A 16221-nucleotide genomic window follows, 5' to 3' on the forward strand; every position below is an offset into this window, starting at 1 on the left:
AAGCTGATGAATTTCGAAAAGTTATTGGAAGTGGCCGCAAAGGGTGGCGAAGTAACCATTCCGTCTTCGTGGGCGCAGGGCCGAGCCTCGTTTGGCGGTGTGAGTGCGGCGCTTGTGTTTGACCGGATGGCGAACGTTGTTACCCCTGGCCGACCAATGCGGTCCATGCAGGTGTCTTTTGTGGGCCCGGTAACGCCGGACGAGCCTGCGACGGTCGAGGCCGAACTTCTGCGTGAAGGTAAAGCTGTCAGCCAGGTGTTGGGGCGCATTGTTCAGGGTGGCGAGCCCAGGCTGGTGGCTCTTGCCAGTTTTGGTGGCGACAGGGAGTCGGACGTGCAGGTGGAAGCCTTGCCGGCACCGGAAGCGAAACCGGTAGACCAGTGTAACGGATTGGATTATATCAAAGGGGTGACTCCGGAATTTATCCAGCAAATCGAAATGCGCTGGGCTTTTGGAAATCTGCCGTTCAGTGGCAAAGGTGGCCGCGAGCTTGGTGGCTGGATGCAGTTCAGAAAGACTCCGGAAACCTTTTCAGATGCCCACATTATCGCACTCGTTGATGCATGGCCGCCTGCTGTTTTGCCATACGTAAAAGGGCGGGTGAAAACCAGTTCCCTGAGTTGGACACTTGATATCGTCCATCCCCGGCCACCTCTGGAGCCAGGTGACTGGTTGCTGTACAAGGCTACGATTGACGAGGCAAGCGCAGGGTACGGCCACACTCATGCAGGGGTCTGGACTGCACGCGGAGAGCTGGTAGCTCTGAGCCGGCAAACGGTAACGGTATTTGGGTAGCGGCAATAGCAACGTCCACTCCTGTCTTTGAAGTAAGGAATCCCCGTGAAACCAGTCGAAACAATGAAAGTGCTGGTGGCCAGCGTGATTGCCGTTGTAGTCATGGTGGGTATTGCCCGGTTCTCCTATACGCCGATGATTCCCGAGATGGTCGGCGCGCTTGGTCTGAGCACCTCCGTAGTGGGCATGCTGGCCACGGTGAATTACGCTGGCTATCTTACCGGCGCGCTGCTTATCACCCGGATCAGCGATCTTGGGCTCAAAGTGCGGTTGTACCAGCTCGGGCTGGTTGTGGCAGTGATTTCCACGGTTCTGATGGGCTACACCACCAATGTGTGGTTGTGGTTCATACTGCGGTTCATTTCCGGCCTCAGCACTTCCGCAGGCATGTTACTGGGGGCCGGTCTGCTGATGAGTTGGCTGATCAAGCACAATCAGAAATCCGAGCTGGGTGTGTTCTTTTCTGGCATCGGGCTCGGGATTGTCCTTACGGCGGTGGTGGCTGAGCTGATCAAGGATGCCTTCACCTGGGATGCCCAGTGGGTCATCTACGGGCTGGTGGCATTAGTGTTGCTGGTTCCTGCCTGGCGCTGGATGCCGGACTACCGTGCCTGCGCCCTGCCACAAACGGCGGGTAAAGGGGCGGGGGACGGCCGGAGCCGCTTCATCCGGATTTTGCAGTTTGCCTATTTTTGCGCGGGTGTAGGCTATGTGGTTACAGCCACCTTCCTGGTGGCTATCGCGGAAGCCATGCCGCAGCTCAGTGGTCACGGTTGGCTGATCTGGCTGGTTGTCGGCCTTGCCGCCACACCGGCGTGCTGGCTGTGGGACGTGTTTTCGCGCCGGTGGGGGCAATGGCTCGCGCTTTATCTGGCTTATACCCTTAACGCTGTCAGTATTATGATGCTGATCCTCAACGCCGACATGATCGGTGTGATGCTTAGTGCCGTGATTTATGGCGCCAGTTTCATCGGTATTGTCAGTATGATGCTGGCTATGGTGGGGCGGGTTTTTCCCGAGAATCCGTCCCGACCTATGAGCCGGCTTACATTCAGTTATGGCATCGCCCAGATGCTGGCGCCCGCCGTGGTGGGATATCTGGCCGACGTAGAAGGTAACTACACCAACGGCCTCTGGCTTACCCTGATTGTGATGGCGCTTGGCGTGGTGATGCTGCACCTGGCTCGTAAAATGGAACAGCGGGGGCAGGGTGCTTCTTAGAGCTCCCCCACCCCCCAATAGCAGCTAGCAGCCAGAATAATCGAATTCGGGACGCCTTTATTCCATTTCCGTCAGGGTTTCGTTCAGGGTCCCCGCGTCGCGCAGCCCCCCGAAGCGTTTATAGAACTTCTCACCGGGCCCTGGCAGAGGGCCGGAAGCATTTTCCAGAGTCTCATCCAGCCACTGCTCGGCGCGCACATAGATCTGACGGTACAGGTTGCGGCAGAGCTGTTTGGCGCTACGGCCTTCCCAGTCCCCCGGTAACAGTTCGTCGGGGAGCAGAGGGTCACGAAGCAAAATTTTACGATACTCGTGGATCAACAGAACCCGCAGCAACAGGCATTCTTCCGGGTTGAGGGTGTCTTCGGACTGCAGTTCCCGCCACAGCGGACGGAACTGTTTCAGAAAACGCCGGTAGCGCCCCCCGAGTTCGTCTAGATTCCAGCTTTCGCGAACCTGCAGCCGAAGTGCTTTCGGGCTCTTCTGTTCCATGGGCATGGTCTGCATCACGATGGTGTCATCCACCGCGCCCCATTCCTGCAGCATGGGCATCAGCTCACTGCGGGTAAACCGCGGGTGCTCCATAAGCCCCGGGGCCATACTGCCAAAGCTGAGCCACTTCAGCTCTTCCCTGACTTTCTGTCTCAGTTCGGGAGCCAGCTGATTCAGGTAGACAAGGCACCAGCTACCGTTCCACTCCGCCGTATCCAGATTGTAAACGTGCTGAAAGGCCTGCTCGAATCGACGCAGTCCGGGCCCGGTGAGGCTGTAGTAGCTGCAGCGCCCGACCTTCTCGGTTTGCAGCCACGATTCCTGAACCAGGCGATACACCGAGGTGCGCACCAGGCGCTGGCTGATGCCCATGGGTTCTACCAGTTTCATCAGGCTGCCAAGCCAGACATTGCCGCCGCGGGGAACGATGGCATCGCCATAGATGGTGATGATGAGAGAGCCGGCGCGAAGTGGCCGTTTCTTCTGGAAGTTTTCGACGAGCAGTTCGAGCTGGTTTTTTGCAGTCATGGCCCTGGGTTCGCAAATAAGAATCAATGAAACATGTTGCGCGTATTATGCGGGTCTTACGTGTCAGGTAAAGGTTTGTCTCTCCGACCGGTGTGCTGGCGCGTTGTACCTGCGTCAGCTTTACTTGACTAGCATAGCCCGGACGCCCGGAAATCGGTTGACATGGAAGTTATGATACAATAACTTCGTTTGATATTCGTCAATGGTATCGAATTTACCGGTAGCGAAGAGAAGGGATTGGTGCAATCAAGGATGAAGTGACAAAAACATACTCAAGCCCTGCACAATTCGGGAGAACAAAAACAATGTTTAAAACTATGATGCGTCGCGCAGGAAAATGCGCAGCCGTTGCTGCTGCCGGTCTCATGATGATGAGTGCCCAGGCAGCTGAACCAATCAAGATCGGGTCGTTCCTGTCTGTCACAGGTCCGGCATCTTTCCTTGGCGATCCCGAGCTGAAGACGCTCGAGATGTACGTCGAAAAAATTAATGAAGAAGGCGGTGTTCTGGGTCGTCAGTTGGAGCTGATCCACTATGACGACGTTGGCAATGCCTCTTCCGCCCGTAACTTCGCCAGCCGCCTGGTCCGCTCCGACCGGGTTGATATTATTGTTGGCGGCAGCACCACCGGTGCCACCATGGCGGCAGTACCGCTGATTGAACAGGCTCAGGTTCCATTCATCTCGCTGGCCGGTGCCGTGGTTATCACCACCCCGGTGAAAAAGTGGGTGTTCAAGACGCCACAATCCGACCGTATGGCCGCCGAGCGTATCCTGAGCGACATGAAGGATCGTGGTATCACCAAAATTGGTTTGATTTCCGGTACCGATGGATTCGGCAGCTCCGGCCGCACCCAGACTCTGGAGGTGGCAGAGAAAATGGGCATGGAAGTACTTGCGGATGTCACCTACAGCGGATCTGATACAGACATGACCGCCCAGTTGACCAATATCCGTAACACAAACGGTGTTGAGGCGGTTCTGAACTTTGGTTTTGGCCAGGGCCCGGCCATTGTGACCCGGAACTACGCCCAGCTCGGAATGAATCTTCCATTCTATCAGTCCCATGGCGTGGCCTCTGACGGCTTCCTGGAGCTGGCTGGCTCCTCGGCCGAAGGTCTTCGCCTGCCGGCGTCGCCACTGTTGGTTCCTGACTCCCTGCCGGAGGACGACCCCCAGAAAGCAGTCGTGCAGAACTACAAGTCAGAGTATGAAGCCCGCTGGGATTCCAAGGTCTCAACCTTCGGTGCCTATGCTTATGACGGCCTCATGCTGGCGGTTCGTGCCATTGAAGAGGCTGGCTCAACCGATCCTGAAGCCGTACGGGAGGCACTGGAAAACATCAAGGGTTACGTTGGGGTGACGGGTGAATTCAACATGTCTCCGGATGACCACAACGGCCTTGACCCAGATTCCTTCCGCATTCTGGAAGTCCAGAATGGCGAATGGAAACTGATTGACTGATACCCCTTTCACCTGTCTCGCGGCTGGCGGCTGCTCACCGAAGTAAGTCGCCAGCCGATGTTCGACCGGAACCACCGCTATGCTCGCAGAATTCTTACAATACCTGTTCACCGGGATTACCATCGGTGCGACCTACGCCCTGATAGCTCTCGGTTTTACCCTGATTTACAACGCCAGCCATGTCATCAACTTCGCCCAGGGCGAATTCCTGATGATCGGAGGCATGGCGACAGTTTCCCTGACAGCCATGGGCGTACCCATGGTGTTTGCGGTCGTGCTGGCGATCATTCTGGCTGGGGTGCTGGGGATTGCCCTTCAGCGTCTGGCCATTGCGCCCGCAAAACAGGCGGATGTGGTAACCCTGATCATCATCACTATTGGTGCCTCCATCTTTATTCGTGGTATTGCCCAGGTTGTCTGGGGCAAGGAATATCATGTGATGCAGAATTTCAGCACGGACCAGCCAATTCAGGTGTTTGGCGCGGTGCTTAATAGCCAGAGCCTCTGGGTTCTGGGTATTGGAGCGGTGATGGTTGTAGCTTTGGTTCTGTTCTTCACCAAGACTCTGATTGGCAAGGCGATTCTGGCTACCTCCATGAACAAGGAAGCGGCACGCCTGGTGGGTATTCGCACCCAGATGGTGTTGATGCTGGCCTTCATGGTATCCGCCTTACTGGGGTCGGTCGCGGGTATTGTCGTTGCGCCGATTACCTTCACTTCTTATGACATCGGAATCATTCTCGGCCTGAAAGGCTTCGTCGCTGCGGCGATCGGAGGGCTTGGCAGTGGCGTGGGTGCCGTGGTCGGGGGTCTCGCACTTGGGATTGTTGAAGCCATGGCAGCTGGATATATTTCCTCCGATTACAAAGATGCAGTGGCGTTCTCCATGATCCTGCTGGTGCTCTTTTTCATGCCCCGCGGACTCTTCGGCGCCAAAGTTGTGGAGCGTGTCTGATGTTGAACCGATTTATGCAGTCGCGCCTCCGGGGGTTGATGATCCTCGCACTGATTCTGATTATTCTTCCGGCCTTTCTGGGCAACCCCTTTCATTATGAACTGGTTACCCAGATGGCGATCATTGCCGCCACGGTTGTGGGGCTTAATCTTCTGGTGGGGTTTGCCGGCCAGATCAGCCTTGGTCATGCCGGCTTCTTTGGTCTCGGAGCTTATTTTAGCGGCATTGCGACGGGAACCTACGGGTGGCCTTCCGTGCCAGCGCTTTTGGTAGGAGCCATTCTGGTTGCCCTTATTGCCTGGATTGTCGGGCGTCCTATCCTGCGTCTCAAAGGGCATTACCTGTCCATGGCGACGCTGGCTGTGGGCTTTATCATCGCCATTATCCTGAACAACGAACGTGCGCTGACCGGTGGCCCGGATGGCATGCCTGTGCCTGCGTTCGAGGTGTTTGGCTGGGAGCTGAGTGCATTTGGCCGGTATTCACTGTTCGGGCTGGAGATTGAAGGTTTCCAGGCCTGGTATATCTTTGCCAGTGTGGTATTGCTGGTGGCTGTCTGGTTTGCGCTTAACCTGATTGAATCACCGATTGGTCGCGCTTTGCGTTCGGTGCACGGCTCCGAAGTGGCGGCCAGTGTCGTTGGCGTGAACACGGCAAAGTATAAAAGCCTGGTGTTTGTGATTTCTGCCATATACGCCAGCCTGATGGGCGGCCTCTATGCGCACTTCCAGGGCTTTATCACGCCGGCAGTGGCAAGCTTCGAGTTTTCCATTCTCTTTATCACCATGGTCGTCCTTGGTGGCATGGGGTCCACCTTCGGTGTGATTCTGGGCGCCGTGGTGCTGAAACTGTTGCCTCAGGTGCTGGCGGATTTCCAGGAACTCGAAACGGTCATGTTCGGCCTGATCCTGATGCTGACCATGATCTTCATGCCCAAGGGCCTGTTGCCCACGCTAACCGCAATTGTTTCCAAAAGAATGCGCAAGAAAGCGGGAGGTGAGGCATGACGGCACTGGTAGAAGTAAAAGGGCTGGACAAGGCCTTTGGTGGTGTTCATGCGGTGGAAGGTGTCAGCTTCGCCGTGGAGGCAGGGCAGGTCTATTCTGTGATTGGTCCGAACGGCGCCGGCAAGACCACGCTGTTCAACCTGATTACCGGGCTCTACATCCCCACGAAGGGTGAGATTCTGCTGAACGGTGAGAGTACTGCCAGGCTGGAACCAAACCAGCTCGCAGAACGGGGCATGTGCCGGACGTTTCAGCAGATGCAGATCTGTATGAACATGACGGCCATCGAGAACGTAATGCTTGGCCGACACCTCCAGCTCAAGAGCAACCTGTTCACCACCCTGTTCCGCTTGCCGGCTTTGCGCCGGGACGAGGAGTCTGCATACAAGCGCGCCGCTGAACTTATGGAATACGTGGGTTGCGGCGAGTACGTGGGCGCAGAGGCTTCTGCAATGTCCTATGGCGCGCTCAAGCGCCTGGAGATTGCCCGGGCCCTGGCGGCGGACCCCAAGGTCATTCTGCTGGATGAGCCGGCGGCAGGCCTTAACGCAACAGAGACCGCAGCATTGGAAGACCTGATCCGGAAAATTGCAGATCAGGGGGTGACTGTGATGCTGGTCGAACACGATATGAAGCTGGTGATGGGAATATCCGATCGCCTGCTGGTGCTTAACTATGGTCGCGTTCTGGCCGAGGGCACCCCCGAAGAAATCCGTCAGAATCCAGACGTTATAGCCGCCTACCTCGGTGGCTGAGCAAGGAGACATTTCACATGAGCGAGCAACACACTGAAATGGCGCCTGCCCAGTCACGCAGTGAGCAGGCCGTCCGTATTATTGTTCACGAGCACCAGGCGCTTTGGCGGATACTGGATCTGCTGGACCAGCTTCTGAGCGATATGAATGTCAATGATCAGCGGCCGGATGAGCGGCTGCTCACGACGATCTTTGATTATATCCAGCACTTTTCCCAGCGGGTACACAGTACGCCCACGGATATCGAGCTCTACAAGCGGCTCAGCGAGAAATCCCCTGAGACAGCGCCCCTGCTGGAGAAGCTGGCCAAAGGCTATGTGGTCGGGCATGCAAAACTTCTGGAGTTGCGGCAACTGCTGGCGCAATGTGAAGAACGCTGGCCGGAAGGTCGTGAAGAATTCAGTCATGCCCTGGCACGTTTCACCGAAGCCTTGCGGAAGCATATCCGCAAGGAAGAAGGCGTGGTTATTCCCAGGGCCAGGAAACTGCTTACCGAGGAAGACTGGCAGCAGATCATCGAAGCGCGGGATGTGGAAAACGACCCGCTGTTTGGTGAGCGGGTCCGTGAAGAGTTCCGGGAATTGCGTCACCAGATAGTAAGCTATACCCCGGAAAAATTCGGCGGGCTGGGTCTCAAACACGTAGCCCGGGTCACGGCGCCTCATGCCAGAGAGGAAATGCTCTCCATCAAGGGGCTGGTGACTTCCTATGGCCAGATCGAGGTCCTGCACGATGTGGATATCCATATCAACAGCGGGGAGATTGTCTCCCTGGTGGGGGCGAACGGCGCTGGCAAGTCCACACTGCTTATGACGATCTCCGGGTTGCAGCCTACAGACCGTGGCGCAATAACCTTTGAGGGCAAGGACCTGGCGAAGATACCTGCTGATCAGCGGGTGGCCAATGGCATTGTGCAGGTGCCTGAGGGGCGGCAGGTGTTCAAGGACCTCAGTGTCCATGACAACCTTCTGCTGGGCGCCTATACCCGGGGCAAGACGCCTGAGGTAATGGAGGATCTGGAGCGCATGTACACCAAGTTCCCTATTCTTCGACAGAAGCGCCATAACCTGGCCGGTGAGCTGTCCGGTGGTCAACAGCAGATGCTTGCCATGGGGCGGGCCCTGATGGCCAAGCCAAGGTTGCTGCTGATGGATGAGCCCAGTATGGGCCTTGCGCCGTTGATCATCGAAGAGATTTTCAACATCGTAAAAGAGCTGAAGGAAGAGGGGATAACCATCTTCCTGGTAGAGCAGAATGCGTCCCAGGCGCTGGCTCTGGCAGACCGTGGCTATGTGCTGGAAACCGGAAAGGTGGTGATTGAAGGTACTGGCCGTGAGTTGCTCAGCAATGAGAAGGTTCGCGAGGCCTATTTGGGGATGTAATCCCCCACGTTTTTGGGGCACCAATAAAAGGGGGACAGGTCTTGCGACCTGTCCCCCTTTTATTTGCCTGTGACTTTCTCCCTGGGGTCCAGGACAGGGAGAAAGCAGGTGAGCCCGATGTTACTCGGGCTTTTTGGCAACCAGTGTCAGGATGTCGTAGCTCGCAACCATTTCGTCGTTCTGGTTATGAACCTGAACATCCCAGACCACCACGCCCTGGGGGTGTCCGTCAGGAGATGTCCGACCCTGATCGATCTTGCGCTTGCAGGTCAGTCGGGCCCTGATGGTGTCTCCCGGAGCAACCGGCTCGATAAAGCGTAGGGTATCCAGACCGTAGTTCGCCAGAACCGGACCTTCGCCCGGATAAACGAACAGACCGGCCGCAGCGGAAAGTACAAAGTAGCCATGGGCAATGCGCTTGCCGAATTGAGAGTCCCGCGCCGCAATTTCATCAAAGTGCATATAGAAGTGATCGCCGGACAGGCAGCCGAAGTTGACAATATCCGCCTCGGTGACTGTGCGCCGGTGAGTCAGCAGGGATTCGTTGATCTGCAGGTCTTCAAAGTGGCGACGGAACGGATGCACATCGGTTTCGATCAGATCGGCCCCGCGCACGTACTCGCGTGTCACCGCTGCCAGCATGGACGGAGAGCCCTGGATTGCAGTTCTCTGCAGATAATGATGCACCGCCCGGATGCCACCGAGCTCTTCACCACCACCGGCGCGACCCGGGCCGCCATGCTTGAGCATGGGCAGCGGCGAACCGTGCCCGGTGGACTCTTTCGCCGCTTCGGCATCCAGCAGGTGCAGGCGTCCGTGGAAGGCTGCAAGCAAAGGAGCGATTCTGCCAGCAATGGCCGGGTCCCGGGTGGTCAGGGTGGTTACCAATGAGCCACGGCCTTCGGCACACAGGGAAACAGCATCGTCGATGGTGTCGTAGGGAATCACCGTCGCCACCGGGCCAAAGGCTTCGATGTCGTGGGCGCCACAACCATTTTCCGGGTTCCGGCACAGCAGCAGGTGCGGCTCAATGAACGCACCTTTGTCGGTGCCTTCGCCAGTCGGTTTGAAGCTGCCATCGCCACCGATGATCAGTTCACTCGTTTTCAGCAGTTCCTGGATGTTGGCTTTGACATCTTCAAGCTGGTCGATAGAGGCCAGGGCGCCCATGCGAACACCTTCCACGGAAGGGTCGCCGACGGTGACTTTCGACAACCGCTCTTTGAGCTTTTCGCAGACGGCGTCTACCTGATCTTTCGGTACCAGGATACGACGGATGGCGGTGCATTTCTGACCGGCCTTCGCGGTCATCTCGCGGCCTACTTCCTTCACGAAGATATCGAACTCCTCGTGCTCGGGGGTCACATCCGGCGCCAGAATGGCGCTGTTGAGTGAATCGGCCTCGGCGTTGAACGGAATCGAACGGTTGATGATGTTCGGGTGATTCTTGAGCTTGCGAGCGGTTGCAGCGGAGCCGGTAAAGGTAACAACGTCTTGCTCTTCAAGGTGTTCGAACAGATCGCCGGTACTGCCGATGATCAGCTGCAGGCTGCCTTCGGGGAGCGCGCCGGATTCCTGCATCAGGCGAACAGCAAGCTCGGTGACGTAACAGGTAGAAGTGGCTGGCTTCACGATGCAAGGCATGCCCGCCAGGAAGGTCGGCGCAAACTTCTCCAGCATGCCCCACACCGGGAAGTTGTAGGCGTCAATGTGGACTGCCACGCCGCCCCGGGGCACCAGGATATGGGTGCCGGCAAAATGGTTGTTCTTGCCCAGCGGTGTTACCGGTCCTTCGTGCACTACGTTGCCGGAAGGTAGCTCCCGGCGGCCCATACTGGCGTAGGAGAACAGGGTGCCGAAACCGCCATCGATATCAATGCCGTTATCGCCCTTGGTAGAACCGGTATGCATCGACAGCGCGTAAAGCTCTTTCTTGTGTTCCTGGAGGTACATGGCCATCGCCTTCAGGGCCAGGGCGCGCTCCTGGAAGTCCATGGCCATCAGGTTCTTGCCGCCAACCTTGCGGCCATACTCAACGGCATTTTTGAAATCTAGGGTGTCATCATGGGTGTGTGCGACGATCTCGCCGTTGATGGCGCTGGGCAGTGCCTTGGCAGGCTTTTCGCCGACCCAGTGGCCGGCAATGAAACTTTTCAGGACTGACATGGGGAACTCCGTTTGTTTCTGAAACGCCAAGGCAAGCCCTGAATTTTCGGGGCTTGCCTTGTTCGTGTCTTACTTGTTGGCTGGCCGGGAACTACATTTCGTCGTAGTCCAGAACCACCTTGTCACTGACCGGGTAGCACTGGCATGAAAGCACATAGCCAGCTTCCACTTCGTAGTCTTCCAGGGCAAAGTTCTGGTCCATCTCCACTTCGCCTTCCACTACCTTGGCGCGGCAGGTGGAACAGACGCCGGCTTTGCAGGAGTAAGGCAGGTCCGCGCCTTCCTCATTGCCGGCTTCGAGGATACTTTTGGTATCACGAATCAGTGGGAAGGTCAGGGAGCGGCCATCCGCTATAACGGTCACTTCGCTGACGGACTGGGGGTCCACCTTGGAGGGCGCTCTGTCCTTACGGGCCTGGGGCGCGCCACCGACCGGCGTAAACAGCTCGTAATGGATCTTGCTTTTATCCATGCCATGGCGAAGCAGCGAGTCCCGTACGTCCTCGGTCATCAGCTGGGGGCCGCAGATGAAGGCGGCGGTAAGATCCTTGGCGTTGATCCAGTGATCAAACAGGGCATCGCACTTATCGTGGTCAATCCGCCCGTTGTACAGGTCGATGTCCTGCTCTTCACGGGTGAAGATGTAGACCAGGTTCAGGCGGGCCATGTATTCGTTCTTCAGGTCCTGGAGCTCATCCCGGAACATGGTGCTGCTGGTGGCCTTGTTGCCATAGAACAGCGTTACCTCGCTCCTGGGTTCGGTTTCCAGAGTGGTCTTGACGATCGACAGGATCGGGGTGATGCCACTGCCCGCGGCGACCGCCAGGTAATTACCTTCCCGCTCGGGATCCAGGTCAATGGAGAAATGGCCCTGGGGCGGCATGACTTCCAGCGTCTGGCCGGGCTTCAATTGCTCATTGGCAAACGTGGAGAAACGCCCACCGGCGACTCGTTTGACTGCGATACGCAGCTCCTGATCGTTGACACTGCGGCAGATCGAATAGGAACGGCGCACTTCCTCGCCGTCCATCTGCGTTCTGACGATCAGGTGCTGGCCCTGCTTATAGCTGAACTTGTCCGCCAGATCTGCCGGCAGGTCAAAAGCAAGTGATACGGCGTTTCTTGTTTCAGGTCTGACCTCTTTGAGGGTCAGTGAGTAGAATTTGTTCATGATCGTATCGGCTCTAGATGCATTTGAAATAGTCGAAGGGCTCGAGGCATTCCTTGCAACGATAAAGTGCTTTGCAGGCGGTGGATCCGAATTCGCTGACCCGCTCGGTCTCCTTGCTGCCACAGTGGGGGCAGGCAATGACGTCCGGTTCGCCGAGCAGGCTCAGCTTGCTGGAGCTGCCCTCGGGCGGTGCGATTCCGAATGCCCGAAGCTTCTCTTTGCCTTCGGCTGTGATCCAGTCGGTGGTCCAGGCAGGGGTCAGTACCTGGTTGATCTTCGGATCCCGGAAGCCTGCGGCGCGCATGGCTTCAGTAATCAGTTCCTCAATCAACTCGGTAGCCGGACAGCCGGAGTAGGTCGGGGTTACGTCGATGGACAGTTCTTTTCCATCCCAACGAACGGCCCGGACAATGCCGAGCTCCACGACACTTACCGCCGGCACTTCAGGGTCTTTGACCTCTTCAAGCAGTGCCCAGATGTCGTCCTCTGTCAGCAGATCAGGGCGGGCGTTTGCCGGCACCCGGTCACTGGCAATCAGGATATCGACGGCTGACCTGTGGTCTGACTCACCATGTTGTGGCATCGGGATAGGCCCTCTGCAGGAACTGCATTTCTGCCAGAATGAAACCGAGGTGTTCGGTGTGCTCGCCGTGCTTGCCGCCCATGTACATCCAGGCATCTTCGGCGCCCGGTGTCAGGGTGGCCTGGGTGAGCACCTCGTTGACCATGCCGCGCCAGTCTGTGGCCAGCTGGTCGGGGTCCGGGCCAATGCCCGCTTCGGCCAGGACACGGTCGGTGTCGTCCGGAGTGATCAGTTCGCCAGTGAAGCGCCACAGGATATCAATCGCATCCTGCATGCGTTGGTGGCTCTCTTCAGTGCCATCACCCAGACGCTTGACCCACTCGGACGACCGGCGCAGGTGATACGTGGCTTCTTTCAGGGCCTTGGCGGCGATAGCGGCGATACGCTCATCGCTGGACCCGGTCAGGCTCTTGAGGGTGAAGTAATGCCATACGTCGAAGAAAAACTGCCGACCCATGGTGACCGCATAATCCTCGTTGGGCTGCTCGGTGAGCAGCAGGTTGCGGTAATTATGGGCATCACGGCGGAACGCCAGCTTGTCGGCATCACGGCCGTCATCAATCAGCTCCGCAGCATACTCGTACCAGTTGCGGGCCTGGCCGACGAGGTCCAGGGCAACGTTCATCAGCGCCATTTCTTCCTCAAGCGCCGGTGCCTTGCCGCACAACTCGCAGAGCCGTTGGCCCAGGATCATGTCGGAGTCTGCCAGGCGCAGCAGGTATTCCTTTAATGCTTCTGCTTGTGTCATTGGATCCGCTCCTTACATGTGTCCGACTTCATCGGGCAGCTCGTAAAAAGAAGCGTGCCGGTAAATCTTGTCTTCCGACGGGTCGAAAAGTACTTCTTTCTCGTCGGACGCGGAGGCCGTGATGGTGTCGGAGGGGACGACCCAAATACTCACACCTTCGTTACGGCGTGTGTAAAGGTCACGGGCGTTTTCCATGGCCATCTCGGCGTCAGAGGCGTGCACGCTGCCGACATGTTTGTGGTTAAGGCCGTGCTTGGACCGCACGAAAACTTCATAAAGGCGCCATTCAGACATGTTGTATTCCTCCGGTATCAGGCGGCTTGTGCGCGCTGTTTTTGTTTTTTGGCGTAGGCGACGGCGGCTTCACGTACCCAGGCGCCCTCGTCAATGGCTTTCTTGCGAGTGTTGATGCGCTCGCGGTTGCAGGGGCCGTTGCCCTTGAGAACGTCGTAGAATTCCTGCCAGTTGATCTCACCAAAATCGTAATGGCCGGTTTCTTCGTTCCATTTCAGGTCCGGATCCGGCGCGGTGCATCCCAGGAATTCGAGCTGTGGGATGGTCTGATCAATGAACATCTGGCGCAGTTCGTCGTTGCTCTTGCGCTTGATCTTCCAGGCCATGGACTGCTGTGAGTTCGGGGACTCGTCATCGTGCGGGCCGAACATCATCAGGGCCGGCCACCACAGGCGGTTGATGGCGTCCTGCACCATCGCTTTCTGCTCCTCGGTGCCTTCGCGCATCATGTCCAGCAGGATCTGGTAACCCTGACGCTGGTGGAAACTCTCTTCCTTACAGATGCGGACCATAGCCCGGGAGTATGGGCCATAGGAGGTACGCTGCAGCACAACCTGGTTGACGATGGCAGCGCCATCCACCAGCCAGCCAACCGCACCCATATCTGCCCAGTTCAGGGTCGGGTAGTTGAAGATGCTGGAGTACTTGGCTTTGCCCTGATGCAGCTTCTCGATTTCTTCATCGCGGTCTGCACCTAGGGTTTCCATGGCGCTGTACAGGTACAGGCCGTGGCCTGCTTCGTCCTGAATCTTGGCCATCAGCTGAAGCTTGCGCTTGAGTGTGGGTGCGCGGGTCACCCAGTTGCCTTCCGGCAGCATACCGACTACTTCGGAGTGGGCGTGCTGGGAGATCTGGCGAACCAGCGTCTTGCGGTAGCCTTCAGGCATCCAGTTCTTGGGTTCGATCTTGGTTTCGGCGTCGACCTTTTCCTGAAACTCGCGCTCTTCAGGCGACATCTCTTCCAGGGTCTTCAGGCGCTTGGCGCCGGTTTCAACGAGCTGGGCGTACATAAAATACCTCCGGATCGGGCTTGTTGTTCTGTAGCTCCGTGAACACTGGCACCCTCAATTCACAACAGAGGGCGAATAGGTCCATACTATATGATACTGAATAAATATCAAGAATAGTCTTTGTGTGTCATGTTATATCTCAAGTATCGCTTATTAAAGCTTAACCATATGATTTAAATGATAAAAATCATGATACGTGAACAAATGCTATCGAGATCATTGGTCGGAAAGTGAAATTAAATCGACGTCTTTGGGGTGGGCAGCAGTCAGGGGGCGTCACAAGGGCGACGGGCCGCCCCCTGAGAATCATACGGCGCTATTGTTTGCGACGGTCAAACACGCGCTTGGCCTTGCCTTCGGAGCGGGCCAGACGATTGGTTTCCACCACTTCGACGCGGGTGCTGATGCCGATGTAGGACTTGATGTGGTGGGCCAGTTCCTTGGCTGCCGCGGCACGACTTTCGGGGGTGTCCGTTGCGCCAGGTTTCAGCTCGGTCCGGATGTCCACGCAGTCCAGGTTGCCTTCCTTGTAAACCTCGATCTCATAGTGCGGCGCCAGAGCCTCGCATTTCAGTACCTGTTCCTCGATCTGGCTCGGGAACACATTCACGCCACGGATGATCAGCATGTCATCACTGCGGCCGGTAATCTTGTCGATCCGGCGCATCGGGCGTGCGGTGCCTGGCAGCAGGCGAGTGAGATCCCGGGTGCGGTAGCGCAAAATCGGCAGGGCCACCTTGGTCAGCGACGTAAATACCAGTTCACCGTATTCACCGTCGGGCAGAACTTCGCCGGTTTCCGGGTTAATGATTTCCGGATAGAAATGGTCTTCCCAGATGGTCGGGCCATCCTTGGTTTCGACGCACTCCATACCAACGCCAGGGCCCATGACTTCGGACAGGCCATAGATATCCAGGGCCTGGATACCGAGGCGTTCTTCAATCTCGGTGCGCATGGCGTTGGTCCAGGGTTCTGCCCCGAAAATACCCAGCCGCAGGGGCAGTTTGTGGGGGTCTATACCCTGGCGGTCCATCTCGTCGGCGATGTTCAGCATATAGGAAGGCGTCACCATGATGATGTCGGGCTCGAAGTCCTTGATCAGTTGGACCTGTTTCTCGGTCTGGCCGCCAGACATCGGAATGACCGTGCATCCGAGGCGTTCGGCGCCATAGTGGGCGCCAAGGCCGCCGGTGAACAGGCCGTAGCCGTAGGCTACATGGACTTTGTCGCCGCGGGAGCCGCCGCCTGCCCGGATAGACCGTGCCACAATGTCGGCCCAGGTGTTGATATCGCTCTGGGTATAGCCGACGACGGTAGGCTTGCCCGTTGTACCACTGGACGCGTGCACCCGCACGACGTCGGACATGGGAGTGGCGAACATGCCGAACGGGTAGTTGTCGCGCAGATTCGCCTTGGTGGTAAACGGCACCTTGGCGAGATCATCCAGGGAATTGATATCCATCGGCTTGAGGCCGAGATCGTCAAAGGCCTTCCGGTAGAATGGCACGTTGGTGTAGGCATGGACGACGCTCCAGCGCAGGCGCTGCAGTTGTTCGTGGCGCAGCTCGTCAATGCTGGCTGTCTCCATGCGGTCAAGTTTGCCAAGTTTTTGTAGTGGTAAGCTCATGATTCTGTCCTGCGTTGTTCTTGT

Annotated in this window: 15 protein-coding genes and 1 pseudogene; 8 read left to right on the plus strand and 8 right to left on the minus strand. The window is 57.2% G+C overall.

Annotated features, from left to right (window positions below):
• The first annotated feature begins 6 nt into the window (after positions 1-6).
• The gene (locus tag FO268_RS12345; RefSeq protein WP_150993459.1) at positions 7-795 is read left to right on the plus strand and encodes an acyl-CoA thioesterase; all 789 of its coding nucleotides are present in this window, start codon (positions 7-9) and stop codon (positions 793-795) included.
• Positions 796-840: 45 nt separating this feature from the next.
• Positions 841-2016: a YbfB/YjiJ family MFS transporter gene (locus FO268_RS12350; RefSeq protein WP_150993460.1), complete on the plus strand. Its 1176-nt coding sequence runs from the start codon at positions 841-843 to the stop codon at positions 2014-2016.
• 57 nt (positions 2017-2073) lie between these two features.
• Here FO268_RS12350 and paaX read toward each other — a convergent pair whose 3' ends face one another.
• Positions 2074-3036: a phenylacetic acid degradation operon negative regulatory protein PaaX gene (gene paaX / locus FO268_RS12355; protein WP_150993462.1), complete on the minus strand. Its 963-nt coding sequence runs from the start codon at positions 3034-3036 to the stop codon at positions 2074-2076.
• 305 nt (positions 3037-3341) lie between these two features.
• Between paaX and FO268_RS12360 the strand changes: the two genes are divergently transcribed.
• The 6 genes and pseudogenes from FO268_RS12360 (at position 3342) to FO268_RS23000 (ending at position 8598) form a co-directional block, all read left to right on the plus strand.
• The gene (locus FO268_RS12360; RefSeq protein ID WP_150993464.1) at positions 3342-4499 is read left to right on the plus strand and encodes an ABC transporter substrate-binding protein; all 1158 of its coding nucleotides are present in this window, start codon (positions 3342-3344) and stop codon (positions 4497-4499) included.
• Between the two features lie 79 nt (positions 4500-4578).
• A complete protein-coding gene (locus tag FO268_RS12365) occupies positions 4579-5454 on the plus strand; it encodes a branched-chain amino acid ABC transporter permease (protein ID WP_150993466.1) in 876 nt (291 codons plus the stop codon).
• Positions 5454-6461 carry a branched-chain amino acid ABC transporter permease gene (locus FO268_RS12370; protein ID WP_150993468.1) on the plus strand — a complete coding sequence of 336 codons (1008 nt, stop codon included), beginning with the start codon at positions 5454-5456 and terminating at the stop codon, positions 6459-6461. The genes FO268_RS12365 and FO268_RS12370 overlap by 1 nt, the downstream gene beginning before the upstream one ends.
• Positions 6458-7216, plus strand: coding sequence for an ABC transporter ATP-binding protein (locus tag FO268_RS12375; protein ID WP_150993470.1), 759 nt, complete (start codon positions 6458-6460; stop codon positions 7214-7216). Before FO268_RS12370 ends, FO268_RS12375 begins: the two co-directional genes overlap by 4 nt.
• A 38-nt stretch (positions 7217-7254) precedes the next feature.
• Positions 7255-7683, plus strand: a pseudogene (locus FO268_RS22995) (hemerythrin domain-containing protein); the annotation flags it as partial.
• Positions 7684-7893: 210 nt separating this feature from the next.
• Positions 7894-8598, plus strand: coding sequence for an ABC transporter ATP-binding protein (locus tag FO268_RS23000; RefSeq protein ID WP_225316687.1), 705 nt, complete (start codon positions 7894-7896; stop codon positions 8596-8598).
• 120 nt (positions 8599-8718) lie between these two features.
• Here the strand turns inward: FO268_RS23000 and paaZ are convergent, their stop codons facing one another.
• The 7 genes from paaZ to paaK form a co-directional block, all read right to left on the minus strand.
• Positions 8719-10764 (minus strand): phenylacetic acid degradation bifunctional protein PaaZ, encoded by a 2046-nt coding sequence (gene paaZ / locus FO268_RS12385; RefSeq protein WP_150993474.1) that lies wholly within the window; start codon positions 10762-10764, stop codon positions 8719-8721.
• Positions 10765-10855: 91 nt separating this feature from the next.
• Entirely contained in the window at positions 10856-11935 is a 1080-nt protein-coding gene (paaE, locus tag FO268_RS12390) for a 1,2-phenylacetyl-CoA epoxidase subunit PaaE (RefSeq protein WP_150993476.1), read from the minus strand.
• Between the two features lie 13 nt (positions 11936-11948).
• Complete coding sequence (gene paaD, locus FO268_RS12395; RefSeq protein ID WP_150993477.1) at positions 11949-12518, minus strand: 1,2-phenylacetyl-CoA epoxidase subunit PaaD; 570 nt, start codon at positions 12516-12518, stop codon at positions 11949-11951.
• Positions 12502-13266 (minus strand): 1,2-phenylacetyl-CoA epoxidase subunit PaaC, encoded by a 765-nt coding sequence (paaC, locus tag FO268_RS12400; protein WP_150993479.1) that lies wholly within the window; start codon positions 13264-13266, stop codon positions 12502-12504. Before paaC ends, paaD begins: the two co-directional genes overlap by 17 nt.
• Positions 13267-13278: 12 nt before the next feature.
• Positions 13279-13560 (minus strand): 1,2-phenylacetyl-CoA epoxidase subunit PaaB, encoded by a 282-nt coding sequence (gene paaB / locus FO268_RS12405; RefSeq protein WP_027831090.1) that lies wholly within the window; start codon positions 13558-13560, stop codon positions 13279-13281.
• Between the two features lie 17 nt (positions 13561-13577).
• Positions 13578-14570: a 1,2-phenylacetyl-CoA epoxidase subunit PaaA gene (gene paaA, locus FO268_RS12410; protein WP_150993481.1), complete on the minus strand. Its 993-nt coding sequence runs from the start codon at positions 14568-14570 to the stop codon at positions 13578-13580.
• A 316-nt stretch (positions 14571-14886) separates the two neighbouring features.
• A complete protein-coding gene (gene paaK, locus FO268_RS12415; RefSeq protein WP_150993483.1) occupies positions 14887-16197 on the minus strand; it encodes a phenylacetate--CoA ligase PaaK in 1311 nt (436 codons plus the stop codon).
• Positions 16198-16221: the final 24 nt, after the last annotated feature.

Origin of the sequence: Marinobacter denitrificans, from assembly GCF_008795955.1 — a bacterium.
Taxonomy (GTDB): Bacteria; Pseudomonadota; Gammaproteobacteria; order Pseudomonadales; family Oleiphilaceae; genus Marinobacter; species Marinobacter denitrificans.